The sequence below is a fragment of the Candidatus Skiveiella danica genome (assembly GCF_022705245.1).
Taxonomy (GTDB): Bacteria; Pseudomonadota; Gammaproteobacteria; order Burkholderiales; family Burkholderiaceae_C; genus Skiveiella; species Skiveiella danica.
In genome coordinates this window covers 28,189-52,123 of sequence record NZ_JAKJEW010000003.1, presented here as the reverse complement: position 1 = coordinate 52,123, position 23,935 = coordinate 28,189, and the positions used below count along the sequence as shown (strand labels likewise).

Genomic DNA, 23,935 nt, shown 5'->3' with positions numbered 1-23,935 from the left:
GAGCGGAAGAACGGGTGCGTCGGGGTCAATGCAGCGGCAGCAGCAGGAACAGCTTGATCACCAGCGCATTGGCTAGGTCGATGAAAAAGGCGCCGACCATCGGCACGACCAGGAAGGCCAGCGGCGAGTTGCCGAAGCGGTCGGTCACCGCCTGCATGTTGGCAATGGCCGTCGGCGTGGCACCGAGTCCGAACCCGCAGTGGCCGGCGGCGATGACCGCAGCGTCGTAGTTGCGACCCATGACCGGGAAGGTGACGAAGATGGCATAGGCCGCCATCAGCACCGTCTGGCCCAGCAGCAGGCCCAGCATCGGCAGCGCCAGGCTGGAAAGCTCCCATAGTCGCATCGACATCAGCGCCAGCGCCAGGAACAGCGCCAGCGAGACGTTGCCCAGCACCGAGACGGCACGCTCGAACACGGTGTACTTGCCGGCGGCGGCCAGGCCGTTGCGCAGCACCACGCCCACGAACAGCACGCAGACGAAGGCGGGCAGCTCCAGGAACGTGCCGGCCAGTGCGCGCGCGATGTGCTGGCCTGCCAGCAGGCAGACCGAGATCAGCGCCAAGGTCTCTATCAACGCGGGCGCCGTGATCAGGCGCACCTCCGCCGGATGCTCGAAAAGGGTGGGTTCCTGATGTGAGCCAGCCGCGCCGGGCGTCTTGCGCACCTTGGCCAGCAGGTGGCGCGCCACCGGCCCGCCGATCACGCCGCCGAGCACCAGTCCGAACGTGGCCGAGGCGATGGCGATCTCTTTGGCGCCCGCCAGGTGGTAACGCTCCACGAACACCGCGCCCCAGGCGGCCCCGGTGCCATGTCCGCCCGACAGCGAGATCGACCCGGCCAGCAGGCCGACCAGCGGCGACTGGCCCAGCAGTACGGCAAGTCCCACGCCGGTCAGGTTCTGGAGCACGAGAAAGCCCAGAACCACCGCCAGAAACACCACCAGAGGGCGGCCGCCGCGCAGCAGGCTGGGCAGGTCGGCGTTCAGGCCGATGCAGGCGAAAAAAGCCAGCATCAGCGGCGGGCCGAGCGTCTTGTCGAAATTCACCTGGACACCGGCTGTGCTGTGCAGCAGCCACATCAGCAGGGCGACAACCAGACCGCCGACCACCGGCTCGGGGATGCTGTAGGTGTTGAGCACCCCCCAGCTGGCCACCAGCTTGCGACCGGCCAGCAGCACCAGGGAAGCCGCGGTTAATGTGCCAAAAACATCGAGTTCAATCAACATGGATACAGGCCCTCACCGGTGTTGACAGAAATATACGCCGCATCCCGTGCGCGGCGCACACCTGCCCGTGAAACGCTTCAGGAACTCTCTGAAGGCGTCCACAGTCTTGAATTCAATAACTCGTTGGCATCATCCCGTTGCCGAATGGTCATTTGTAGCTATATTTATTGGAGCGAGCCCCGTCGTGCGACTGGGTTCATCACGGCCCCCACCAGCGGCTTGTGTGATCTGAATCAAACAGTTGAACTCGGTCGGCACTGCGCAGGTGGAAGGGCGTGCAGGCCCGGGTGCACTGCTACAGTGCGCCAATGCCCGACGCCTCGCTGAACCAGCTGCTGGAGATCCGCTCTTTCATGCGCTTCTGGCTGGCCCGGCTGGGTGGGATCGCGGCGAACCAGATGCTGCTGGTGGCCGTGTCCTGGCACCTCTACGACATCACCGGCAGCGCCTGGGACCTGGGGCTGGTCGGCCTGTTCCAGTTTCTGCCCGCCCTGTTGATGACCTTGCCGGCTGGGCACCTGGCGGACCGATTGCACCGCGGCCGCATCTTTGCTGCCTGCATGGCGGTTCAGGCGGCGCTGGCCCTGCTGCTGGTGGCGGCCACACAGGGGGGATTCGCCACGCGCGGGCTGATTTTTGGCATTTCGATCGTGCTGGGCTTGGCCCGTGCCCTCCAGATGCCCGCGCAGCAGGCGCTCACGCCCCTGCTGGTGCCCCAGGCCCTGCTGGCGCGTGCCGTGGCGGTCAGCTCCAGCGGTGTACAGGTCGCGGTCATCGGCGGCCCTGCGTTGGGCGGGCTGCTCTACACCCAGGGCGCCTCCACCGTGTACCTGACCTGTGCCGGGTTGCTGGTGCTGTCTTGCGCGCTGGCGCTGGCCGTGCACTATCGCCACCAGCCGGCCACCGATTCAGCCACCTGGCGCACCGTGCTGGCGGGCGTGGAGTTTGTCTGGCGCCACAAGCTGCTGCTGGGCGCCACCTCGCTGGACTTGTTTGCGGTGCTGCTCGGCGGCGCCACGGCGCTGCTGCCGATCTATGCCCGCGACATCCTGCACACCGGGCCGCAGGGCCTGGGCCTCTTGCGCGCCGCGCCCGCCGTGGGCGCGCTCGCCATGTCGCTGGTGCTGGCGCGCTGGCCACTGCAGCGCCATGTCGGACACAAGCTGCTGGCCGCTGTCGCGGGATTTGGCCTGGCCACCGTGGTGTTCGGCGTATCGGAGCATTTCTTTCTGTCTCTGCTGGCGCTGGCGGTCACCGGCGCAGCGGACAACATCAGCGTGGTGACGCGCCAGACGCTGGTGCAGCTGGAGACGCCGGACGCCATGCGCGGGCGCGTGGCCGCGGTCAATTCGATCTTCATTGGCGCGTCCAACCAGCTCGGCGAGTTCGAGTCCGGTGCCACGGCCGCGCTGTTCGGCCCGGTGGGCTCGGTGGTGATGGGTGGCGTGGGGACGGTGCTGGTTGCCACGCTGTGGCTGCGGCTGTTTCCCGCGCTGGCGCGGCGCGACCGCATGGTGTGAACCGCGTCTGTCCCGTCGAAGTGGCTGGACGCGCCGATCTGTTCGATGCGCCAACGTGTCCTTGCCCTGGGTCCAGCCCGGTCGCCCTCGTTCGCCAAGGTCGGCTTGCGCATCGGCTTGAGTGGGGTGGTCAGTTCGATCGGCGACGCGCACAATGGGGGCGCATCGATTTGACGGATGCGATGTCTGCGCGGAAGGAACCTGACCATGAAGTCCTGCCTGATTCGAATCCTGACCGTGGGGGTCGGCGCACTCCTCGTCGGTGCGACCGCTCTCGCCCAGACGGTCACACCGGTGACGGATTTCAGTGCTGCCCCGGGCAACGGGGTCTACAGCTATGCGTCGAGCACGCCGGCAACCGTCATGGATCTGCTGCAGCGCAACCGGCCGCGGCCTGCCGCGACCGCGCAGGGCGAACTTGTCCTGCCGGCCAACCTTCCGGCCGACGTGAAGTTGCCGGCGGTGGTTCTGGTGCATGGATCTGGCGGCATTTACCCGGAGCAGATCAGCTTCTGGGCCCGGCTGCTGAATGAACAGGGCATCGCAGCGTTCGTGATCGATGTCTTCGGCCCGCGCGGCGTCAAGTCGACGGCTGACGACCAGAGTCTCGTGCCGTTTGCGGCAGACACCGCGGATGCCTTCGCGGCCCTGGGCCTGCTGGCCAGCCATCCGCGCATCGACCCCAAACGCATCGCGGTGATGGGCTTCTCTCGCGGCGGCATCACGGCTGTTCGCAGCGGGGTGGTGCGCATCATCAACGGTGCCGCGCCAGCCGGATTGCGGTTTGCTGCGCATGTGGCGCTTTACAGCGGCGGCTGCACCGGCGCGGTGGCGGTGACGCCCAAGGCAGGCGTCTTCAGCCCGGAACCCATGCTGTTTGTTCACGGTGACGCCGATGACTATGCGTACATGAGCGACTGCCAAAGCTATGCGCGACGGATTGCAGAGGCCGGCACACCGACCGAATTTGTGGTGCTGGCCGGCGCGCGGCACAAGTTCGACGTGGACAACGGCCGGCGAATCAGCCTTCCGTCGAGCACGAAAAACAAGGAGGGGTGCCCGCTGGAATTCGACATCGTCGAACTGAAGATGCGTGACCGACGCAACGGCGAGGCGCTGGCAGCAGAGAAGCTGCAGGCCATCAACCGGGAGTTGTGCGCTGACAAGGGTGCGACCATGGAGGGCGACCGCAAGGCCCGCGAGGCGGCCGCCAAGGCGGTGCTTGATTTCCTGAAGAAGTCTTTCAAGGCGTGAGCAGGGCGTGAACGGGTGCCGGATTGACCCGCACTTCCTGATCGATGGATCATGGAATTTTCCAGACGGTCTCTGAACCGGCCCGACCACCAGTCCACCGAGGCGGTGGCGCTGGCGCAAGGGGCTTTGGCGATCTATCTGGTCGAGGTGCCCACGGCGGCACAAGGCATTTGCGCGAGATTCGATCGCGTGGTGACTGTTGGGGCTTTGGACAGGGGCGACCCGGTCCCTGGTTTTCATTTTGGCAACTAGCCTTCCGCGCTGGCCGGTTCTGACCTAGCTGGCATGCATGTCGTGATCAGCACCGCGGCCGGCGTGCGTGGCCTTCACCTGTTTCCTCGCGTGCGGCGACTGTATGCCGCCAGCCAGGTGTGCGCCGCGGCGACCGCTGAGGCGATTTGCCATGCAGGATCCGATGAGACGTCGACGAAGTTGCTGCCCTTGGAAGAGGCCTGCTTCTCCGCGATGCTGTTGTCCATGCTGCTCGGCGACAGGTCCATCCTGGATTTACTAAAGGAACGTTCGCTCACGCGAAGCCAGAATGCGCCGCGCGACTTTTGTCTACTCAAGGCCAAAGACTGATTCAGCCTTAAATGGCCTGACTGCTCCTGGCGGTGCCCGGATCGGACAGAAACAGGTGCTTGGGAACCTTCGCGGGGGACGGACGGATATTCCGGCGTATTGGTCGGGCCACCCGCAAGCATTTGGCTTTGAATGACGGCAGATGGCGGACTCCAGGCACACTTTGGTTTGGCCCAAGTGTTGGCTGCCGCCGCACAAATGATGGACAAACAAACATAAAGACCGCAACCTACCCTTGACGGTTGGATCTGGCCGTCGCCGAAAAGTGGGTGGATACGGAGCGAAGACGCTATGCCAACGGTCGCGCGGGCCTTGTTTCGGCAGTTCGACGCTTTCTTGGCAGGTTCCCATTGCGGAATGCCAGTTAGCTGCTATGAATTCAGGAATGATTTGTCCCCGCTACACTCTGCTCATGAAGACCCGTAGCAACCCGAAGCTGGCTGCTCTTTGCGCATTCGCTGCACTGGCCGGACTGATGCCCCTCGGCCCGGCGCATGCCGCAAAAGGCACGATTTCAGCGGTCAACCGCAAGTGCGTCTCCATCTCCACGCCAGCAGGCTTTGTCCTGGTTAGGGGTTGGATCAACGCCCCGGTCGGAACCACCGTGGAAGGCCCTTTCGACGTGTTCGGCAGGGTGCCGATCTTCGATCAGGACGGCAAGGACCTGACGGGTGGCGTCGACCGGGCCTATGACGAAAACGGCAACGAGGTTGATGAATCGGCCTACATCGAGGACTTCGGACTCAGCGCAGACGGGCTTCGTACGAAATGGTCTTACATGTGTGAAAGCTAGGCGCCCCTGAGGCGCTGCGATGCGAGGAGCGACCTGCAAGCGCTCAAAGGCAGGGCCCGTGCCGGCCGGTCAGCACACGAATTTAACATCGGAAAAACAGAAATATGAAGCAGTTTTATTCTACTTTTTATAGAGCAAAATGGCTTCACACTATCGGCTGCTGCGGCTCAACGATAAGGAAACGATCATGCTCTACGGACTCATCTGGTTTGGGGTATTCGGCCTGTTGGCATTTTGGTCTCTGGTGGCCTGGGCGGTGCATGCGGTCGCCGTATGGGCGCTCTCGAATGCCGGGGTGTTGACCGGCTCCGCATGGGGCGTCGAAGGACTTCGCCTGCCGCAGTGGTTGTCCCCCTGGGTTCCGCCGGAGATCGTCCAGGCGATGACTTCGCTGCTGTCGAGCCTCGCGCCTTTTGCCGAGTGGCTGCTTCAGGCTGTGCCGGCGTTGGCCGGTGGCCTGACCGTGGTGACCTGGGTGATCTGGGGCCTCGGCGGCGCGCTGCTGGTCCTTCTGGGGGTGGGGTTGAACCTGCTGGCTGCAATGTGGCGCCGCCGCGGTGGCGGTTCCAGGGTCAAGCCGCGTCCGCTGTTGGCCGCATAGATGGAAGGCGCTTGTCCCGCTGACGCGATGCGTTGGCTGCACGCTACGCGGAACTTTCGACCTAGTCGGGGCGCACCGGCGCGGCGAAGAGGCTGACCCCTGAACGGTCCCATGGGCGGGCCGGTCTGCGCAGGGCAGATATTAGCAGCTATAGTGCCCGATCATGAACATGCTCCTGTTTCTAGGTGGCCTGATCCTGTTGGTCCTGGGCGCCAACGTGCTGGTGCGCGGCGCGTCCAAGCTGGCTTTGTCATTCGGCATCAGCCCGCTCGTCGTGGGACTGACCATCGTCGCTTTCGGCACCAGCGCACCTGAGGTCGCGGTGAGCGTCGGTGCCGTACTCGACGGCAAGACCGACATCGCCATCGGCAACGTGGTGGGCAGCAACATCTTCAATGTGCTGTTCATTCTGGGCATCAGCGCCTTGATCGCCCCGCTGGTGGTCAACATTCAATTGATTCGGCAGGAGGTGCCGATCATGTTGGGTGCGAGCCTGATGCTGCTGGCCTTCACGTTGGACGGCAAGCTTTCGTTCCTCGAAGGTGGCTCGCTGTTTGCGCTGCTCGCGGCCTACACCGTTTTCCTCGTTGTGCAGTCGCGCCGCGAGACCCAGGCCGCCAAGGACGAGTTCGCCGAGTCCGTCCAGCCTGCGCAGGCCGGCGCCTGGGACAGTCACTGGGTGGTACAGGTCGGTCTGATCGCCGTCGGCCTGGCAGCGCTGGTGTTCGGCTCGGACTACCTGGTCCGGGCCTCGGTCAGTTTCGCCAAGGCCTTGGGCGTGAGCGACCTCGTTATCGGTCTGACCATCGTGGCCGCCGGCACCAGCATGCCCGAGGTGGCCACCAGCATCACCGCAGCCATCAAGGGCGAACGCGACATCGCGGTCGGCAACGTGGTCGGCAGCAACACGTTCAACATCCTGGGCTGCCTCGGACTGTCAGGGCTGGTATCGGGCGACCTGGGCCTGGTCATTGCGCCGTCGTTGCTGGCCTTCGACGTCTGGGTCATGCTGGCGGTCGCGCTGGCCTGCCTGCCGGTTTTCATGACCGGGCGCGAGATTGCACGGTGGGAGGGCGGTGTCTTTCTCGGCTACTACGGGGCCTACGTGGCTTACCTGATCCTGGCCGCTCAGCAACACGACGCGCTGCCAGCCTTCTCAGGCCTGATGCTGGGCTTCGTCGTGCCCCTGACGTTGGTGACGCTGGTGGCGATGGTGATCCGCCGTCCGGCTCCAGTCCGGCAGCGGTAAGCGCATTCGTTCTTCCGACAGCGTGGTCGGCTGGACTGTCGGACTCAGCTGTTTTCAGGCTTGGATGCCGCCTTGCGCGGACGGCGCAGACGGGCAACTGGTTTGCCGAGGGGTTCGGTCGCTGCTCCGCTCTCCGCCGCCGCGGCTTGCGGCTCTGCTGCAACCGTTTGCGACGGCGCGAAGGGATCTGCATTCAAGGACGCGTCGTCCGGCGCTGCCGCCCGCCCAGCCGATTTGCGGCCGCCCCGGCTGCGGCGGCGCGGTTCGCCTTGGTTCGTTGGGGGCTCCTGCTGCGCGCCCGCGTCCGGCTCCGGTGCGGCAGGCGAGTCGGTGGCGTCGGCAGCCGCGTTGGCGTCGTCATTCATGGCCGCAGCCGCAATGTCCGCAGGCGTCGCATCGCGCCGGCGGCCTCGGCGGCCGCGCTCGCCGCGATCTCCTCGCTCGGTCCTATCATCCCGTTCGCCGCCGTCCGGTACAGGATCGGTGGTGCTGGCGGGCGCTGGCGTGGCTGCGGCGGGTTCCTGCTGGAAGTAGCGCGAGGGCGGGCGTTCCGCCGGCCCCTCGGCGCGCGGGGGCGCGGCTGGGGGCTGGCTCGGGCTTGTGCCAGCCGTAGGGCTGTTCGGACCGCTGTGGCGGAATACATAGGCGCCGGACTTTTCGTCGCGCCCGAACGCCAGCAGGCGCAGGGCCTGGGCTTCCTCCAGCAGGTTGCCGAAGCTGCGGAACCCGTAGGCGCCCTCGCTGAAGCCGGGGTTGCGGCGCTTGATGGCTTCCTTCAGCACCGAGGCCCAGATCTTGCCGCTGTCGCCGCGCTCCGCCACCAGCGCCTCGAAGGTTTCCACGGCAATTTCCACGCCCGCCAGGCGGCGGCGCTCCTGGTCTTCGCGGCGGGCGCGCTCTTCCTCGGGCGCGCGGCGTGGCGCGGGCTGCTCGTCGGCAGGCTGGCGCCGGGCGGTGGCGCGCTGCTTCTCCCGCACCAGGTCGTCGTAGAAGATGAATTCGTCGCAGTTGGCGATCAGCAGGTCGCTGGTGGAATTCTTCACGCCCACGCCGATCACCTGTTTGGCGTTCTCACGCAGCTTGGAGACCAGCGGCGAGAAGTCCGAGTCGCCGCTGATGATGACGAAAGTGTTGACGTGGCTCTTGGTGTAGCACAGGTCCAGCGCGTCCACCACCAGGCGGATGTCGGCCGAGTTCTTGCCGGACTGGCGCACATGCGGAATTTCGATCAGTTCGAAGTTGGCCTCGTGCATGGTGGCCTTGAAGGCCTTGTAGCGGTCCCAGTCACAGTAGGCCTTCTTGACGACGATGCTGCCCTTGAGCAGCAGGCGCTCCAGCACGGGCTTGATGTCGAACTTTTCGTACTTGGCGTCGCGCACGCCGAGGGCGACGTTCTCGAAGTCGCAGAAGAGCGCCATGCTGAGGGTGTCGGGAGATGAGGCCATGTCGGTTTCCGTTGGGGCTTAAAGCTGGATCATCCCACGTGCGCGGCGGCTGCAGCGCCGCCGGGCGGCACCCCGGGCCGGGGGTTGTCGGGCAATCTGCACAAATCTTGACGCAACCGGGGTTCGCCGGCGGTGCGGCGGCGCACACTGGCGGGGCATGGTGCTGCGCCGCGGGCGCGGCATCCGGACCGGAACAGAGGAGACCCATCATGAAAACCCTGAGTGGCGTCGACGGTGCCTTTCTGCACCTGGAGACCCCCGAGACGCCGATGCACGTTGGCTCCCTGAGCCTGTTCGAGCTTCCGGCTGGCTACAAGGGCAACTTCTTCGCGGATGTGAAGCGGGAGATCCGCAAGCGCCTGAGCCTGGTGCCGGTGTTCACCCGCAAGCTGGCGGCGATGCCGCTGCAGTTTGCCAACCCGGCCTGGATCACGCAGGCGCGGGTCGATCTCGGCTACCACCTGCAACACCTGAAGCTACCCGCGCCCGGCACTCAGGCGCAGCTGGAGGACTGTGTCGGCGCGCTGCACTCCGAGCTGCTGGACCGCAGCCAGCCGCTGTGGCGGCTCTACATCATCGACGGGCTGCAGTCGGGGCTGGTGGGCTACTACGTCAAGGTCCACCATGCGGTGCTGGACGGCCAGGCCGGCGTGATGCTGGCGCAGGCGCTGTTCGACGTCACGCCCCAGCCCCGAGTGATCGAAAAGGGTGCGCCGCTGCACGCCGAGCATCCCGGCATGGGTGAGCTGGCCGCAGCCGCTTTGCGGCACGATGTGGGCCAGTACATCAAGCTGGTGCGCCACCTGCCCGACGTGGTGAAGGCGCTGACCGGAATGTTCGGCTCCCGGGCACCGGCGCAAGCCAAGGGCCGACTGGGCCAGAACTTCTCGTTTGGCCCGAAGACGCCGCTGAACGGGCCGATCACCGGGGAACGGGGCTTTGCTGCCGTCTCCATTCCGATGGCCACCCTCAAGCAACTGGCGGTTGCCCACGAGGCCAAGCTCAACGACGTGGTCATGGCGCTGTGCAGCGGCGCGCTGCGGCGCTACCTGGCGGCACATGGAGGCATTCCGAAAAGGCCGCTGATCGCCTCGATGCCGATATCGCTGCGCGCGGCGGGCAACACCGAATACACCACGCAGGCCACGCTGAGCCTGGTCAACCTGAACACCCACATCGCTGATCCGGTCAAGCGCCTGCTGGCGATCCGCGACGCAGCCGGTGCCGTGAAGGCGATGGCCCAACGGGCCAAGGGCGTCATCCCGACCGACTTTCCGTCCATCGGCGTGCCTTGGGTGCTGCACGGGCTGGCCTCCCTCTACGGCCGCTCGGGGCTGGCCGGGGCGATGCCGCCGGTGGCCAATGTGGTGATCTCCAACGTGCCGGGGCCGCAAGTGCCGCTGTACGCGAGCGGTGCGCGCATGGCCACTTACTGGCCGCTGTCCATCCCGGAGCACGGCGTGGGGCTGAACCTCACGGTGATGAGTTATGCGGGCGCAATGGGATTCGGCTTCACGACGGCACGCAGCGCTGTGCCCGACGCGCGCGAGCTGACGGCGGCCCTTCTGGCGGCGCTGGACGAACTGGTGGGGCGCACTCCGGCGGCGACGCCGCGCAAGCCAGCGCCACCACCGAAGGTGGACAGTGTCAAAAAGGCCGTGAAAGCCACAACACGCGCGCAGTCCGGGACCGCATCGGTGCGGGCAGCGAGCGGCCGCACACGGCGCGTCGGCGCTCAGAAGCCGTAGGTCAGCGCGACGACACCTGAGAAGACGTTGGGCTGCAGGGACAGCGGGCTGTCCTTGGCGCTGCCTTGCAGCATGTCGTAGCTCACGGCCGCGGTGATCACCATGCGCGGGCTCATCAGGTAGGTGGCCGAGAGGCTGGCACGCAGGTCTCGCAGGCCCGCCGAGGGGGTGTACGGAGCGTAGCCGCTGGTGGTTGATTGGGCTTCGGTCACACCGAAGTAGGACTCCATGTAGGCCTGGTTCGCCCAGGTGCCCGAGACACCAGCACCCATGCGCCAGTTGGGGGCAACGGCGGTCGAGTAGGTCGCGCCCAGGTTCAGCAAGGCCCCGTTGCTGGAGTTGCCGGCGCCATAGCGAAGCGATGACGTGGCCACGAGTTCGCGGCTGAACGAGTAGTTGAAGAACGCGCCCAACTCGCCTCGCAGGTTGACGTCGCCCATGCCCGCCAGTGCGGGCGAGCGGCTCTCGCTGCGACCGAAATCCAGCGTGGCACGCAGGCCATAGTCGATGGCCTGGTCTTTCGAGAAGTTGTAGCCGATGCCGTTGGAGGTGCCGGCAAACCAGCCATTGGCCCATTGGTATTCCAGCTGCGGCAACAGCAGGTTGCGGGCTTCCTCCGAGCCCTGGTAGGCCCGTCCGGCCACGAAGGCGATGCCGACCCAGCGGCCATCTTCACCGGGCGCGGCGCCGAAATTGCGCACCACATCGAAGGCCTGCCCGAAGGCGGCGGGTGTCGCAGCAGCCAGACAGGCGAGCAGGGCGGCGGACGGGAGCAGACGGCGGGGGGCAAACGCTGGTTTCATCTTGGTGGCTCGGTGATGGAAAGGGGAACGCACCCCGCGGCGGAGGCGTCAGGCGCGATGGCGATCATAAACGGCCAATTGCGAAGCTGAGCAGCGCCCACGACGGTGCCTTTTTTCATTCGGAAGGCGGCTACGGCCTGGTTCATGGTCCGTTTCTGCATTTGCCCAGCGCCAATTGGTCGCAATTAGCTATCAAAATGGAAGTTATTCCGAACCCTTTGTCCTGCGGTGGAGGAGGACTTTGGCAATACCGCACGGGCCACCGGCGCGGAAGGGGAACTTCATAATCGCACCTTGGCACCGGAATGCGCCTTTCCTGTGCTGGCTGTCTTCTTCAAACGCACCCCATGACCGACACCTCAACCCCCTCTCTCAAGCAACTCAGCATCCAGCGCACCGCGCCTGGCGGGCCCAAGCGGCGGCGCTGGGGTCTGTGGGTGGGTGCCGCGCTGGCCGTGGTGGCGGTGGGCGCCTTCGTGCTGCGACCGGGCAAGACCGAGGTGCAGGTGACCTCGGTGGTCACCACGTATCCGTCGCAGCAGTACGCCCAGCTCACGGCCTCGGGCTACGTGGTGGCGCAGCGCCGGGCCGCCGTGGCCAGCAAGGCCACAGGGCGGCTCGAAGTGCTCAACGTGCGCGAAGGCAGCCTGGTGAAGCAGGGCGATGTGCTGGCGCGGCTCGATGCCAGCGATGTGCGCGCGGCGCTGGCGCAGGCGGGGGTGGAGCGCACCCAGGCCGAGGCCGACCTCAAACGCCAGCAGGCCCTGCAGGCCAAGGGGTTTGTGTCGCCGCAGACGGTGGAGACCGCGATGACCCGCGTCAACGCCACCCAAGCGGCGATGGCCACGGCCGAAGCGGCGGTGGCCGTGGCCCGCGCCCAGCTCAAGGTGCAGCAGGTGAACCTGGACTACACCGAGATCCGCGCGCCTTTCGATGGCGTGGTGCTGGTGAAGAGCGCCAATGTGGGCGACATCATCACGCCGTTCTCCAGCGCGGCCGGCGCCCAGGGCGCGGTGGTCACCATGGCCGACATGGGCACGCTGGAGGTGGAAGCCGATGTGTCGGAGAGCAACCTGGCGAAGGCGAAGATCGGCCAGCCGGTGGAGATCACGCTCGATGCGCTGCCCGATGCGCGTTTTCGCGGCAGCGTGGTGGGCATCGTGCCCACCGTGGACCGCGCCAAGGCCACGGTGATGACCAAGATCCGATTCGAGAAGCTCGACCCGCGCATCCTGCCCGAGATGAGCGCCAAGGTCACCATCCTGTCGCAGCCGGCCACCGACGCCGACCAGAAGCCGCTGCTGGCGGTCAACCCCAAGGCGGTGGTGGAGCGCGACGGCCGCAAGCAGGTGCTGCGCGTGAAGGACGACACGGTGGAGGCGGTGGACGTCACGCCCGGGCGGCGCATCGGCGACAACCTGGAGATCACCGGCGCGCTGAAGTCGGGCGACAAGGTGGTGCTGTCGCCGCCGGACAAGTTGGCGGGTGGCATGAAGATCGCGGTTGCTGCCAAATGACGGCCGCGCCGCCGGTCATCCGCATCCGCGCGCTGAGCAAGTCCTACCAGCGCGGTGAGCAGTTCATTCCCGTTCTGGAGGGTGTGGACCTCGATGTCAACGAAGCCGAATTCATCGCCCTCATGGGCCCCAGCGGCTCGGGCAAGAGCACCTTGCTGAACCTGATCGCCGGCATCGACCAGCCCACCGGCGGCACCATCGAGATCGGCGGCGTGAACATCGCGCAGCTGCGCGAGGGTGAACTGGCCGACTGGCGCGCCGCGCACGTGGGCTTCATCTTCCAGTTCTACAACCTGATGCCGGTGCTGACGGCCTTCGAGAACGTCGAGCTGCCGCTGCTGCTGACCTCGCTGGGCCGCGCCGAGCGCCGCCGCCATGTGGAAGCGGCGCTGGCCATGGTCCGCCTGACCGACCGCATGGACCATTACCCCAACGAGCTCTCCGGCGGCCAGCAGCAGCGCGTGGCCATTGCCCGCGCACTGGTGACCGACCCGACGCTGATCGTCGCCGACGAGCCCACCGGCGACCTCGACCGCGTGACCGCCGCCGAGGTGCTGGACCTGCTGGACGAGCTGCACCGCGAACTCGGCAAGACCATCGTGATGGTCACGCACGACCCCAAGGCCGCCGCACGCGCCGGGCGCCTGATCCACCTTGAAAAAGGGGTGCTGGTGCCGGACGCCGAAGTGGCGGCCGATCCGCACTGAACCGCCAGCCCCGCGCCATGTTCCTGCTGCGCCTGCTGTTCAAGAACGCGTTTCGCCACCGGCTGCGCACGGTGCTGACGATGGTCGGTCTGGTGGTGGCGATCTGCGCCTTTGGCCTGCTGCGCACCATCATCGACGCCTGGTACGCGGGCGTGGAAGGCACGTCCAGCACGCGGCTGATCACACGCAACTCCATTTCGCTGACCTTCCCGCTGCCGCTGAGCTATGCCGACCGGCTGCGCAGCGTCGAGGGCGTCACCGGCGTCAGCTGGTCGAACTGGTTCGGCGGGGTGTACATCACCGAGCGCAACTTCTTTCCCCAGTTTGCGGTGGACGCCCCCAGTTACCTGGCGCTGTACCCCGAGTACGTGCTGAAGGACGACGAGAAGAAAGCCTTCCTGCTGGACCGCCAGGGCGTGATCGTCGGGCGCAAGCTGGCCGACACCTACGCCTGGAAGGTGGGCGACCAGATTCCGCTGCGCGGCACCATCTACCCCGGCACCTGGGTCTTCAACCTGCGCGGCATCTGGGACGGGGTGGACGCCAAGACCGACGAGTCGCAGCTGCTGATGCACTGGCAGTACCTGTCGGAGACCGCGCGCAAGCGCCTGGGCCGCAGCATGGTCGACTACGTGGGGGTCTACGTGGTGCGCATCGACCAGCCCGACAACGCGCCGCTCGTGTCGGAGCGCATCGACACCCTGTTCAAGAACTCGCTCGGCGAGACGCTCACCGAGACGGAAAAGGCCTTCCAGCTCGGCTTTGTCTCGATGAGCGAGACCATCCTGGTGGCGATCAGCGCGGTCAGCCTGGTGATCGTGGTCATCATCATGGCCGTCATGGCCAACACCATGAGCATGACCGCGCGTGAGCGCCTGTCGGAATACGCCACGCTGAAGGCGCTGGGCTTTCCGCCGGGTTTCATCGTGAAGCTGCTGTTCGGCGAGAGCCTGGTGATCGCGCTGCTGGGCGGCGGGCTGGGCATGGCTTTGACGCTGCCGATCGCGGCGGCCTTTGCGAAGTCGGTGGGCACGCTGTTTCCGGTGTTCCTGGTGTCGGACCTCACGATGGCGCTGCAGCTGGCCGCCAGCGTCGTGGTGGGCCTGGTGGCCGCCGCCTGGCCGGCCTGGAAGATGAGTCGCATCAGCATCGTCAACGGGCTGCGTCACGTCGCATGAATATGGCCCCCACGCTCGTCACTTCGTGTAATCGCTGCCCCCCAAGGGGGCCGCAGTCGCCTTGGGGCGGCCCGGCGGCGACTGATCGTCTATGAAAGCGATACCGTTGTCGTATATCGCCCGCAACCTCTGGGTGCGCCGCGTCACCACGCTGCTGACCGCCGGCGGCATGGCGCTGGTGGTGTTCGTGTTCGCCACCGTGCTGATGATGGGCGAGGGCATCCGCGCCACGCTGGTGGCCACCGGGCAGCCCGACAACGTGCTGCTGCTGCGCAAGGGGGCGGGTGCCGAGATCAACAGCGGCATCGAACGGGCCAAGGCCGCGATGGTGGAGAGCCTGGACGGCATCGCCACCAACGGCGAGGGCCGGCGCCTGGTGAGCAAGGAGCCGGTGGTGCTGATCAATCTGCCCAAGCGCAGCAACGGCAAGCCCAGCAACGTCACGGTGCGCGGCACCTCCGCGCTGGGGCTCGAGCTGCGCCCGCAGGTGCGCGTGATCGAGGGCCGCATGTTCCGCCCCGGCACCTCGGAGATCATCGCGGGGCGCTCCGTGGCCAGCGGCTTTCGTGGCGCGGCCCTGGGCGAGACGCTGCGCTTTGCCCAGCGCGACTGGGTGGTGGTGGGCGTGTTCGACTCGAAAAAGACCGCCTTCGACAGCGAGATTTGGGGCGACGCCGAGCAGATGATGGCGGCCTTCCGCCGCCCGGTCTATTCGACGCTGGTGCTGCGCCTGAACCAGCGCGAGGCGCTGGCTGGGCTCAAGGCCGCGATCGAGGCTGACCCGCGCCTGCAGCTCGACGTCAAGCCCGAGACCCAGTTCTACGCCGAACAGAGCGAGGCGCTGGCCACCTTCATCCGCATCCTGGGCTTGAGCCTGTCAGTGATCTTTTCGATCGGGGCCATCGTCGGAGCCATGATCACCATGTTTGCCGCGGTGGCGCAGCGCGTGGGCGAGATCGGCACCCTGCGCGCGCTGGGTTTTCGGCGCGGGGCGGTGCTGGTGGCCTTTCTGGCGGAGTCGTTGCTGCTGTCGCTGGTGGGGGGCGTGGTGGGCCTGGCGGCGGCCTCCGGCATGCAGGCCGTGGACATCTCGACCACCAACTTCCAGACCTTCAGCGAGATTGCCTTCCAGTTCCGCCTGACCCCGGCGATCGCAGCACAGACGCTGCTGTTTGCACTGGCCATGGGCTTCGTCGGCGGCTTCATCCCGGCCTGGCGGGCGGCGCGGCTGAAGATCGTCGACGGCCTGCGGGCGGCTTGAGGCGGGGCAAACGTTCTGCGGCGCGGGCCGATCGGTGCCTGGGGTGCAACGGCGCTTGTCCGCGTTGCCGGCTGGGTCGTTACCGAGGCGACAAGGGCGAGACGGTTGGCGGGCCCACAATGCGCCGCTTGACCCGCTGCCCGCACGTCCTGAACGCTGGCGCATCCACCGACAAAGGAATTTTCTGATGACCAAACCGTATGACCTCGTCGTCCATGGCGCAACCGGCTTCACCGGCCGGCTGGTGGTGGAGTACCTGCTGCAGCGCTACCCCGCGGGCTCCGGCCTGCGCTGGGCCATGGGCGGGCGCAGCGCCGCCAAGCTGGCTGCCGTGCGCGACGAAGTGGGCGCCCCAGCAGACACGCCGCTGGTCGTCACCGACAGCGCCGACGCGGCCAGCCTGCAGGCGCTGACGGCGCAGACCCGCCTGGTGCTGACCACCGTGGGCCCCTACCAGCTCTATGGCAACGAGCTGGTGGCCGCCTGCGCCGCCAGCGGCGTCGACTACGTCGACCTCTGCGGCGAGCCGGCCTGGATGCGCCAGATGATCGACGCCCACGAGGCACAGGCCAAGGCCAGCGGTGCGCGCATCGTGTTCTCGTGCGGCTTCGATTCGATCCCGTTCGACCTCGGGGTGTTCATGCTCCAGAACGAGATGAAGGCCCGCTTCGGCCATCCGGCCAGCCGCGTGCGGGGGCGGGTGCGCAAGATGAAAGGCACCTTCTCCGGGGGCACCGCCGCCAGCCTGAAGGCGACGATGGCCGCCGCTGCCACCAACCCCCACGTGCTGGACCTGCTGCGCAACCCGTTCTCGCTGACGCCCGGCTTCGAAGGCCCGCGCCAGCCTTCGGGCGCCAAGCCCATGCTGGACGAGGCGCTGGGCCTGTGGGTTGCGCCTTTCGTGATGGCAGCCATCAATACCCGCAACGTGCACCGCTCCAACTTCCTGCTGGGCCAGGCCTATGGGGCGGACTTCGTCTACGACGAGATGCTCATCACCGGCGCTGGCGAGAAGGGCGAGGCGTTCGCCAAGGCCGTGGCGGCCGACAAATCGCTTGGGGCTGAGGGCGGCCCAAAGCCCGGCGAAGGCCCCTCGCGCGAGGAGCGCGAGGCGGGCTTCTACGACGTGCTGTTCCTGGGCGAAGACGCCGCCGGCCACCAGCTGCGCGTGGGCGTCACCGGCGACCGCGACCCCGGCTACGGCTCCACCTCGAAGATGATCACCGAAGCCGCCGTGTGCCTGCTGCAGGAATGCGCCGACACACCCGGCGGCATCTGGACCCCGGCCGCCGCGATGGGCCAGCGCCTGATCGAGCGGCTCCAGGCCAACGCCGGCCTAAGCTTTTCGGTCGAGCCAGCCTGAAGGTGGCGCACCGGCCGACCGGTATTTGGCTGTGGTTGCCTAGGGGGTCAGGAACTTGGCACCGAGGTGCCCCACCTTGACATAGATGAGCGCGCCCTGCGCGCCAGTGAACGGCGTGTGGCGGCTCCAGCGCGGGCTGCGCAGCCAGGTGCCGGCCGGATAGTTGCCGGCCTCGTCCTGGAACAGGCCATCCAGCACGAAGATTTCCTCGCCGCCGGGATGCGTGTGCGTATTGAAGCGCGTCTGCGGCGCCCAGCGCACCAGGGCCGTGCTGACGCCGTCGAATTCGTGCAGGGGCATCACGGAGAGCCCCGGGACCAGGCCGGCGCGCCAGGGCTCGCTCAGGGTGTCGATGCGCACGGTCTGAAGGTCGCCCTGGGCGAACTGCCAGAGCTTGACGAACAGCACGCAGCCTTCGCGGGAGAACGGGGCGTGCGCGCTGCCGGGCGGGTTGCGCAGATAGGTGCCTGCCGGGTAGTCACCGGCCTCGTCCGAAAACACGCCTTCGAGCACCAGGATTTCTTCGCCGCCGCCGTGAACGTGCCGCTCGAAGCGCGAGTTCGGCGCATAGCGCACCACGCTGGTGGCGCGCGCCACTTCGCCGCCGACGCGGTCCAACATGCGGCGCTCAACGCCGGGCTGGGGCGAGGGCGCCCATGCGGCGTCGCTGACGGGGGCGACCACCCGCCGGGAAAAATCGTCATTCAGGTTCAGGGGCGCTACCATTTGCATCAAGGCATCCTACAGCCCCCGCCTGGCACCCGGCGGATGCCGTCGAAAGCCCCTGATTCGTCCCCTGATACTCCCACAGAGAGAGAACCCCAACCCATGTTCATTCCCCGGATCACTGATGAACTTGAACTGCTGGACGGCCTGGTCGACCTGGCGCAGCACCCGCGCGTCATCGAACTCGGCTGCGGCGCGGCGCAGCTGTCGCGCAAGCTGCTGGAGCGCTTCGCGGCCAGCGAAGTCACCGCGCTGGAGGTGGACGAGCGCCAGCATGCCAAGAACCTCGCCAACCCGCAGGCGCGGCTGAACTTCGTGGCGGCAGGCGCGCAGGCGATCCCATTCGAGGCCGGCCGCTTCGACCTGGCGCTGATGCTGAAGTCGCTGCACCACGTACCGCTGGATCTCCTGGACGTGGCGCTGGCCGAGGCGCATCGCGTGCTGCGCCCGGACGGGCTGCTGTACGTGTCTGAGCCGGTGTTTTCCGGCGCGCTGAACGAGGTAATGCGGCTGTTCCACGACGAGGAGGTGGTGCGTGCGGCGGCGCTGGCCGCGCTGCAGCGGGCGGTCGCCTCGGGCGCGTGGGAGCAGGTGAACGAAACCTTCTTCGACGTGCCGGTGCACTACCGCGACTTCGCCGAATTTGAGCAGCGCATGATCGGCGTGACCTACCTCGATCACCGCCTCGACGACTCCACCCTGGCCGCCGTGCGCGCGCGCTTCGAGCCGCACATGACGGCCGACGGCGCCCACTTTGTGCGGCCGATGCGGGTCAACCTTTTTCGGAAGCGGCACTTCGGCTCTTTTTCCTCGTAGGATAGACATTCTTTGCTATCGAAGAAAATGACCGATCCGGTGCCTGCAACCAGCGACGGGCGTTGCGATCTGGTCAGCTGCAGCACCGCGCCCACCCGTGCCTTCTTGACATCTTCCTGGCGGAACGGCTGCACCGGCCGCCGAATTCGCTTGTTACTGTTGCCCTTGAAAGGTTCAGCACAGCCAGAGCCTATCGGGGCGGACGATGGACTACTTTGTATCGGTGCCTACCGACAAGATCGCCTGGTGTGCGGTTAGGGTGAAATCGACCATGTAGGCCACGCTCGGATCGCTCAGCCTAGACCAAACGCATGGTCGATTTTGCACGACAAGCAGACGTTACCAAGAAACTCGAACGGGCCCAGCCATGCAAACAGGAGCCGGAGTTGTACCAGAGTCAGGCCGAGACGTGACTTGACGGAGGCCGCAAAGCATGACTACAGAATGAACGCGCCGGCCGAATGTAAGACTGCAACGAGGACGCAGAGCATCAGATCGCGGGACAGGGTGGTATGGTCCGCTGTTGACTGTGAAAAAAACGCATGGCTTGTCGCCTGTTGTTATGGACTGCCAAGCCGACGTGGCGCTCAGCAGGAACAGCAGGCCGACAATGCCGAGGGCCAACCGCCCCCAACCAGTTCGCCATCAGACAGGCCCAGGGGCATGCCCGGCACCAACAAAACCCAAGAAGGCAAAATGATCGCCATTGCGCTCCAGTTCCTATCACCAGGTTGCCGGCCATAAGCGGCCGCAGCACAGCCGGCAGGCGGGTGTGCGCCATCTCAGCGTCGGACCTGCAGCGCGCCAGGATTGACGATGTTGGTGGGAGTGCCTTTGATGAAGTTCACGACGTTGTCGAAGGCTGCGCCAAAGTACAACTCGTAGCTGTCCTGCTCCACGTAGCCGATGTGGGGGGTGCAGATGCAGCTTTCCAGCCGCAGCAGCGCATGGCCTTGGAGGATCGGTTCCGTCTCGAAGACGTCAACGGCGGCCAGTCCCGGTCGTCCCCGGTTCAGGGCGCTGATGAGCACGTCGGGCTGCAGCAGTTCCGCGCGCGACGTATTGACGAACAAGGAGGTGGGCTTCATGCGGGAGAGGTCGTCGAGTGTGACGATCCCCTGGGTGGCCTCGTGCAGGCGAAGGTGCAGCGACAGCACGTCGGATTCCTCAAAAAAGGCCTCACGTGTGGCGGCCGGTACAAACCCGTCGCCAGCCGCCTTCAGGCGCGAGGTCTCGCTGCCCCAGATCATGACGTGCATGCCGAAAGCCTTGCCGTAGCCGGCAACGAGCTGCCCAATTTTTCCATAACCCCAGATGCCGAGCACCTTGCCTCGGAGAACCTGGCCAAGCGAAAAATTCGGCGGCATCGCAGCCGACTTCAGTCCGGACTGCTGCCAGGCGCCGTGTTTGAGATTGCCGATGTACTGGGGCAGGCGGCGCATGGCCGCCATGATCAGGGCCCAGGTCAATTCCGCGGGCGCAACCGGTGAGCCCGTTCCCTCGGCGACGGCGATGCCCCTTTCCGTGCATGCAGCAACGTCGATGTGAGCGCCGACGCGGCCGGTCTGGACGATGAGTTTGAGGCGGGGCAGCTTGTCGACCAGTTGGCGAGTGATGGCGGTGCGCTCGCGAATCAACACGATCACATCCGCATCCTTCAGGCGAACGGACAGCTGCCCGATACCCTTGACGGTGTTGGTATAGACCTTGGCCGGAAAGGCGTCCAGCCGAGACGCGCACTTGAGCTTGCGCACGGCATCCTGATAGTCGTCGAGAATCACAATGTTCATGCCGCCATTGTGCCCGTGGACAGACGCTCAATCTGGAGCGCAACCCCAGATTCGATGGTCCACAACCGATGCGGGATGGCACGCGCCGCCATTCGAGCCGGCACTGCGGGGCGCGTGCGTGTCGAAAGGGCTAGCGTAATGTGGTCAGACGGGAGGACTCGATGGCCGCCAGCCGGTCGAGCTCGGCACAGACATCCGCCATCCGGCCTGAGATCACCATGCGCCCGGTGCTGCCGACGGGAATGCCTGATTCGATGTTGCGCACCACGCGCAAGACAGGTGCGCAGAGTGCCGGGCCGCCCGGTTCGGCGCCTCGGCTGGGCGAGCGCACCGGGTCGCTGGCAACTGGCAGGGCGTGCAATGCCCGGTTTGCAGGTTGGCGTGCAGTGATCCCCATATGCGCGGGGTGCCGCGCGACGGTCTGTGCCGGCCGACGACGGGCCGGCGCCAGGCGGGTAGAAAAAGCCTGAAAAGGGGCAAACAGGGCAGAAATGGTGAAGAGGGCGATTCCCATGTGAAACCTTTCAAGGGTTGGAGGTCGAACACAGGCAGGATTTGCGGAGAACGCGCCGTTGAAGGGTTATGGCACCGCAAGATGTGCCAAACGCCCGCCACCTTCCTCGGCGTGTGGGTTGTAGGGTCCGGTGCCCGGGCCCTACATCAACATGGTGTTGCGGATCAGCCCGACCGCGAGGCCCTCGATCTCGAAAGGCTCGCCAGGCTCCACCACGATGGTGGCGAAATCCGGGTTCTCGGCATGCAGCTCGATCAGGTGCTTGTTGCGCCGGAAGCGCTTGACCGTGACCTCGTCGCCGATGCGGGCGACGACGATCTGCCCATTCTTGGCTTCCTTGGTGGTCTGCACCGCCAGCAGGTCACCGTCCATGATGCCTGCGTCGCGCATGGACATGCCGCGCACCTTGAGCAGGTAATCGGGCTGACGCTGGAACAGGCTGCTTTCCACGTAATAGGTCTGGTCCACATGCTCCTGCGCGAGAATCGGCGAACCGGCGGCAACCCGTCCGACGAGCGGCAGGGCCAGTTGGGCCAGGCTGGGCAGGGGCAGGGAGAACTGTTTCATGCGCGATTCATTGATCGACCGCAGGGCGTCGCTCCTGAGCCGGATGCCGCGAGAGGTGCCACTGACCAGCTCGATCACGCCTTTGCGGGCCAGGGCCTGCAGGTGTTCTTCGGCGGCATTGGCGGACTTGAAACCGAGTTCGGTGGCGATCTCGGCACGGGTGGGGGGCGCACCGGTGCGTGCGATGGCGCTCTGGATCAGGTCCAGAATCTGCTGCTGGCGGGCGGTGAGCTTGGCGGGAAACGGTGACATGTCGATCATGGCAACTCCTGGAGTCCGGGGCCGATGCTGTCTGGATAGACAGTACCTGTATTTTTAACCAGTTTTTGAAAGTTTGCAAGTCATGGTGCAGCTGGACAATTCGAAGATCGTGATTCTGGGAACGGGCGGCACCATTGCCGGAACCGCGGCGCAAGCCGGCGACAACATCGGTTACCGCGCCGCGCAGGTGGGTGTGGACCAGTTGATCCGCTCGGTCGCAAGCTTGTCATCGGTGCTGGGCGAAGGCAATCTGGTGACCGAGCAGGTGGCTCAAGTCGACAGCAAGGACATGGGTTTTGCCATTTGGCGCGAACTCGCGCTGCGATGCGCCCATTGGCTGGCGGATCGCACCGTCAAAGGCATCGTCATCACCCACGGGACCGATACGCTGGAGGAGACGGCCTGGTTCCTGCAGTCGGTGCTGCAGCCGGGCAAGCCGGTGGTCCTCACCTGCGCCATGCGCCCCGCGACCGCGCTGGCGCCGGATGGACCCCAGAACATCCTGGATGCGGTCACGGTTGCGCTCGATCCGCTGGCAATGGGCGTCGTCGCCGTGTGCGCCGGTGTCGTCCACAGTGCGCGCGATGTCCAGAAGGACCACCCCTACCGCCTGGACGCGTTTTCCTCCGGAGACGCCGGGCCGCTGGGCTTCGTGGAGGAAAATGCGGTCCGGTGGGTGAAATTCGATGAAAAAGCGACCTATCTCAGCGTCGATAGCTCTTTCTTTGCTATTGAATCGATAGTCGATTCCATGCCTTGGCCGCGCGTCGAGATCGTCATGAATTACGCGGGGGCCAGTGGCGCGATGGTCGACATGCTGGTCCGCGATGGGGTGCAGGGGCTGGTGGCCGCGGGCACGGGCAATGGCAGCCTGCACCAGGATCTTGAAGCGGCTTTGATCCGCGCCCAGATGGCAGGCGTTAAGGTCGTGCGGGCGTCCCGTTGTGCAAAAGGCCGGGTCTTGTCCCATTCTGGCGACCGGATCGCGGATTCACACGGTCTGAGTCCCGTAAAGGCGCGCGTGACATTGATGCTGGCGCTGCTGGGTCTGCAGGCCGCAAGTCCGGTCTGAGCCCGTGTTCACCGGCATCACGCTTCCCTGGCCGTGGGCCTATCCGGCCTTGGAGGTGATCCACATCATCGGCATCGGACTGCTGCTCGGTAACCTGGTCTTGCTGGAGTTGCGCGTGTTCGGCCGCGGCTCCGCGCTGCCGGTGCCGGAGCTGGCCCGCCTGAGCCTGACCCTTGTGGCGATCGGCTTCTCGCTGGCGGCACTATCGGGCACTGTCATGTTTGCCACCCAGCCCGGGGATCTGTTGGCCAATCGCACATTTACCCTCAAGATGCTGTTGCTATTCGTTGCGGGTTCCAATGCGGCCTGGTTCCATGCGCGTCAGTCGCTTGATAAATTGGACGGGTTCGCGCGGCTGCAGATGTTCGTATCCACCGTGATCTGGGTCGCCATCATTGTGCTGGGTCGCTGGATCGCCTATTGATGAATCGGAGTCAATCATGAAACGACGTGAACTCATGCTCGCCGCGCTGACGGCACCCGCACTGGGCTTGCCCCTGTTGGCGCGTGCGCATCACGGCTGGGGCAGTTTCGACCAGGACCGCCCGATTTACCTTGAAGGCCGCGTCACCAGGTCCCGATGGCAGAACCCGCACGCAGAACTGGAGCTCGAAATTCCCGCCGGGCTGAAGGTGCCTGCCGGTCTGGCTCAACGTGCCATCCCCGCGCAGACCGCGCCTGTCGATGGCAAGGCGTTGTTGGCCAAGGCCGTAGTGCCCAACCGCAAGGACCGGAAATGGGAAATCGAACTGGCGCCGCTCACGCGCATGAACGCATGGAACGTGGCCGAAATCAAGGTAGGGGACACCCTTTCCGTCGTGGGCTTCATCTTCAAGGAGGAGAAGGGAGAACCCATCCTGCGCGCCGAGTATCTGTTCATCGGCGATCGGGCGTATGGGCTGCGCTCCAGCCCCGCATGAAGCAGAAAAGGCCCTCTCGG

At 65.9% G+C, this 23,935-nt stretch carries 24 protein-coding genes and 1 pseudogene; 17 read left to right on the top strand and 8 right to left on the bottom strand.

The window, feature by feature from the left end; translation table 11 throughout:
- Positions 1 to 25 precede the first annotated feature (25 nt).
- A complete protein-coding gene (gene gltS / locus ACMUOY_RS02540; RefSeq protein ID WP_413890766.1) occupies positions 26 to 1,228 on the bottom strand; it encodes a sodium/glutamate symporter in 1,203 nt (400 codons plus the stop codon).
- 308 nt (positions 1,229 to 1,536) lie between these two features.
- Here gltS and ACMUOY_RS02535 point away from each other — a divergent pair, with 308 nt between their 5' ends.
- The 7 genes from ACMUOY_RS02535 (at position 1,537) to ACMUOY_RS02505 (ending at position 7,227) form a co-directional block, all read left to right on the top strand.
- The gene (locus ACMUOY_RS02535; RefSeq protein WP_413890764.1) at positions 1,537 to 2,748 is read left to right on the top strand and encodes an MFS transporter; all 1,212 of its coding nucleotides are present in this window, start codon (positions 1,537 to 1,539) and stop codon (positions 2,746 to 2,748) included.
- A gap of 207 nt (positions 2,749 to 2,955) precedes the next feature.
- Positions 2,956 to 4,002, top strand: coding sequence for a dienelactone hydrolase family protein (locus tag ACMUOY_RS02530; RefSeq protein ID WP_413890762.1), 1,047 nt, complete (start codon positions 2,956 to 2,958; stop codon positions 4,000 to 4,002).
- Positions 4,003 to 4,053: 51 nt separating this feature from the next.
- Entirely contained in the window at positions 4,054 to 4,254 is a 201-nt protein-coding gene (locus tag ACMUOY_RS02525) for a hypothetical protein (RefSeq protein WP_413890760.1), read from the top strand.
- Positions 4,255 to 4,287: 33 nt separating this feature from the next.
- Entirely contained in the window at positions 4,288 to 4,584 is a 297-nt protein-coding gene (locus ACMUOY_RS02520) for a hypothetical protein (protein WP_413890758.1), read from the top strand.
- A 412-nt stretch (positions 4,585 to 4,996) separates the two neighbouring features.
- Positions 4,997 to 5,377, top strand: a complete 381-nt coding sequence (locus tag ACMUOY_RS02515) for a hypothetical protein (RefSeq protein WP_413890756.1) — start codon at positions 4,997 to 4,999, stop codon at positions 5,375 to 5,377.
- A gap of 139 nt (positions 5,378 to 5,516) precedes the next feature.
- On the top strand, positions 5,517 to 5,978 hold the full coding sequence (locus tag ACMUOY_RS02510) for a hypothetical protein (protein ID WP_413890754.1): 462 nt from the start codon (positions 5,517 to 5,519) through the stop codon (positions 5,976 to 5,978).
- A gap of 163 nt (positions 5,979 to 6,141) precedes the next feature.
- Positions 6,142 to 7,227, top strand: coding sequence for a sodium:calcium antiporter (locus ACMUOY_RS02505; RefSeq protein ID WP_413890752.1), 1,086 nt, complete (start codon positions 6,142 to 6,144; stop codon positions 7,225 to 7,227).
- 44 nt (positions 7,228 to 7,271) lie between these two features.
- Here ACMUOY_RS02505 and ACMUOY_RS02500 read toward each other — a convergent pair whose 3' ends face one another.
- A complete protein-coding gene (locus ACMUOY_RS02500; RefSeq protein WP_413890750.1) occupies positions 7,272 to 8,672 on the bottom strand; it encodes an NYN domain-containing protein in 1,401 nt (466 codons plus the stop codon).
- Positions 8,673 to 8,881: 209 nt separating this feature from the next.
- Between ACMUOY_RS02500 and ACMUOY_RS02495 the strand changes: the two genes are divergently transcribed.
- Positions 8,882 to 10,420 carry a wax ester/triacylglycerol synthase family O-acyltransferase gene (locus ACMUOY_RS02495; protein ID WP_413890748.1) on the top strand — a complete coding sequence of 513 codons (1,539 nt, stop codon included), beginning with the start codon at positions 8,882 to 8,884 and terminating at the stop codon, positions 10,418 to 10,420.
- Here the strand turns inward: ACMUOY_RS02495 and ACMUOY_RS02490 are convergent.
- Both ACMUOY_RS02490 and ACMUOY_RS02485 read right to left on the bottom strand, forming a co-directional pair.
- On the bottom strand, positions 10,408 to 11,223 hold the full coding sequence (locus ACMUOY_RS02490) for a MipA/OmpV family protein (RefSeq protein ID WP_413890746.1): 816 nt from the start codon (positions 11,221 to 11,223) through the stop codon (positions 10,408 to 10,410). The two genes, ACMUOY_RS02495 and ACMUOY_RS02490, sit on opposite strands and share 13 nt — an antisense overlap.
- Complete coding sequence (locus ACMUOY_RS02485; protein WP_413890744.1) at positions 11,220 to 11,369, bottom strand: hypothetical protein; 150 nt, start codon at positions 11,367 to 11,369, stop codon at positions 11,220 to 11,222. Before ACMUOY_RS02485 ends, ACMUOY_RS02490 begins: the two co-directional genes overlap by 4 nt.
- A 201-nt stretch (positions 11,370 to 11,570) precedes the next feature.
- Between ACMUOY_RS02485 and ACMUOY_RS02480 the strand changes: the two genes are divergently transcribed.
- From ACMUOY_RS02480 to ACMUOY_RS02460, 5 genes and pseudogenes are all read left to right on the top strand, one after another.
- Positions 11,571 to 12,740, top strand: coding sequence for an efflux RND transporter periplasmic adaptor subunit (locus ACMUOY_RS02480; RefSeq protein ID WP_413890742.1), 1,170 nt, complete (start codon positions 11,571 to 11,573; stop codon positions 12,738 to 12,740).
- A gap of 116 nt (positions 12,741 to 12,856) precedes the next feature.
- Positions 12,857 to 13,447, top strand: a pseudogene (locus tag ACMUOY_RS02475) (ABC transporter ATP-binding protein); the annotation flags it as partial.
- A gap of 17 nt (positions 13,448 to 13,464) precedes the next feature.
- Positions 13,465 to 14,625, top strand: coding sequence for an ABC transporter permease (locus ACMUOY_RS02470; protein WP_413890740.1), 1,161 nt, complete (start codon positions 13,465 to 13,467; stop codon positions 14,623 to 14,625).
- A 91-nt stretch (positions 14,626 to 14,716) separates the two neighbouring features.
- Positions 14,717 to 15,886 (top strand): ABC transporter permease, encoded by a 1,170-nt coding sequence (locus ACMUOY_RS02465; protein WP_413890738.1) that lies wholly within the window; start codon positions 14,717 to 14,719, stop codon positions 15,884 to 15,886.
- A gap of 187 nt (positions 15,887 to 16,073) precedes the next feature.
- Positions 16,074 to 17,249 carry a saccharopine dehydrogenase family protein gene (locus tag ACMUOY_RS02460; RefSeq protein ID WP_413890736.1) on the top strand — a complete coding sequence of 392 codons (1,176 nt, stop codon included), beginning with the start codon at positions 16,074 to 16,076 and terminating at the stop codon, positions 17,247 to 17,249.
- Between the two features lie 39 nt (positions 17,250 to 17,288).
- Here ACMUOY_RS02460 and ACMUOY_RS02455 read toward each other — a convergent pair whose 3' ends face one another.
- Positions 17,289 to 17,963: a cupin domain-containing protein gene (locus ACMUOY_RS02455; protein WP_413891020.1), complete on the bottom strand. Its 675-nt coding sequence runs from the start codon at positions 17,961 to 17,963 to the stop codon at positions 17,289 to 17,291.
- A gap of 114 nt (positions 17,964 to 18,077) precedes the next feature.
- On the opposite strand from ACMUOY_RS02455, the gene ACMUOY_RS02450 reads away from it, so the two are divergent.
- The gene (locus tag ACMUOY_RS02450) at positions 18,078 to 18,791 is read left to right on the top strand and encodes a class I SAM-dependent methyltransferase (protein ID WP_413890734.1); all 714 of its coding nucleotides are present in this window, start codon (positions 18,078 to 18,080) and stop codon (positions 18,789 to 18,791) included.
- Positions 18,792 to 19,573: 782 nt separating this feature from the next.
- Here the strand turns inward: ACMUOY_RS02450 and ACMUOY_RS02445 are convergent.
- The 3 genes from ACMUOY_RS02445 to lexA form a co-directional block, all read right to left on the bottom strand.
- Complete coding sequence (locus tag ACMUOY_RS02445; protein WP_413890732.1) at positions 19,574 to 20,581, bottom strand: D-2-hydroxyacid dehydrogenase family protein; 1,008 nt, start codon at positions 20,579 to 20,581, stop codon at positions 19,574 to 19,576.
- A gap of 130 nt (positions 20,582 to 20,711) precedes the next feature.
- The gene (locus ACMUOY_RS02440; protein WP_413890730.1) at positions 20,712 to 21,095 is read right to left on the bottom strand and encodes a hypothetical protein; all 384 of its coding nucleotides are present in this window, start codon (positions 21,093 to 21,095) and stop codon (positions 20,712 to 20,714) included.
- Between the two features lie 141 nt (positions 21,096 to 21,236).
- Positions 21,237 to 21,914, bottom strand: a complete 678-nt coding sequence (gene lexA / locus ACMUOY_RS02435; RefSeq protein WP_413891018.1) for a transcriptional repressor LexA — start codon at positions 21,912 to 21,914, stop codon at positions 21,237 to 21,239.
- Positions 21,915 to 22,005: 91 nt separating this feature from the next.
- Between lexA and ACMUOY_RS02430 the strand changes: the two genes are divergently transcribed.
- From ACMUOY_RS02430 to ACMUOY_RS02420, 3 genes are read left to right on the top strand one after another with little or no spacing between them, the layout of a single operon-like run.
- Complete coding sequence (locus tag ACMUOY_RS02430; protein ID WP_413890728.1) at positions 22,006 to 22,995, top strand: asparaginase; 990 nt, start codon at positions 22,006 to 22,008, stop codon at positions 22,993 to 22,995.
- A 4-nt stretch (positions 22,996 to 22,999) separates the two neighbouring features.
- Positions 23,000 to 23,419 carry a hypothetical protein gene (locus tag ACMUOY_RS02425; RefSeq protein WP_413890726.1) on the top strand — a complete coding sequence of 140 codons (420 nt, stop codon included), beginning with the start codon at positions 23,000 to 23,002 and terminating at the stop codon, positions 23,417 to 23,419.
- A 16-nt stretch (positions 23,420 to 23,435) separates the two neighbouring features.
- Positions 23,436 to 23,915, top strand: a complete 480-nt coding sequence (locus ACMUOY_RS02420) for a DUF6152 family protein (RefSeq protein ID WP_413890724.1) — start codon at positions 23,436 to 23,438, stop codon at positions 23,913 to 23,915.
- Positions 23,916 to 23,935: the final 20 nt, after the last annotated feature.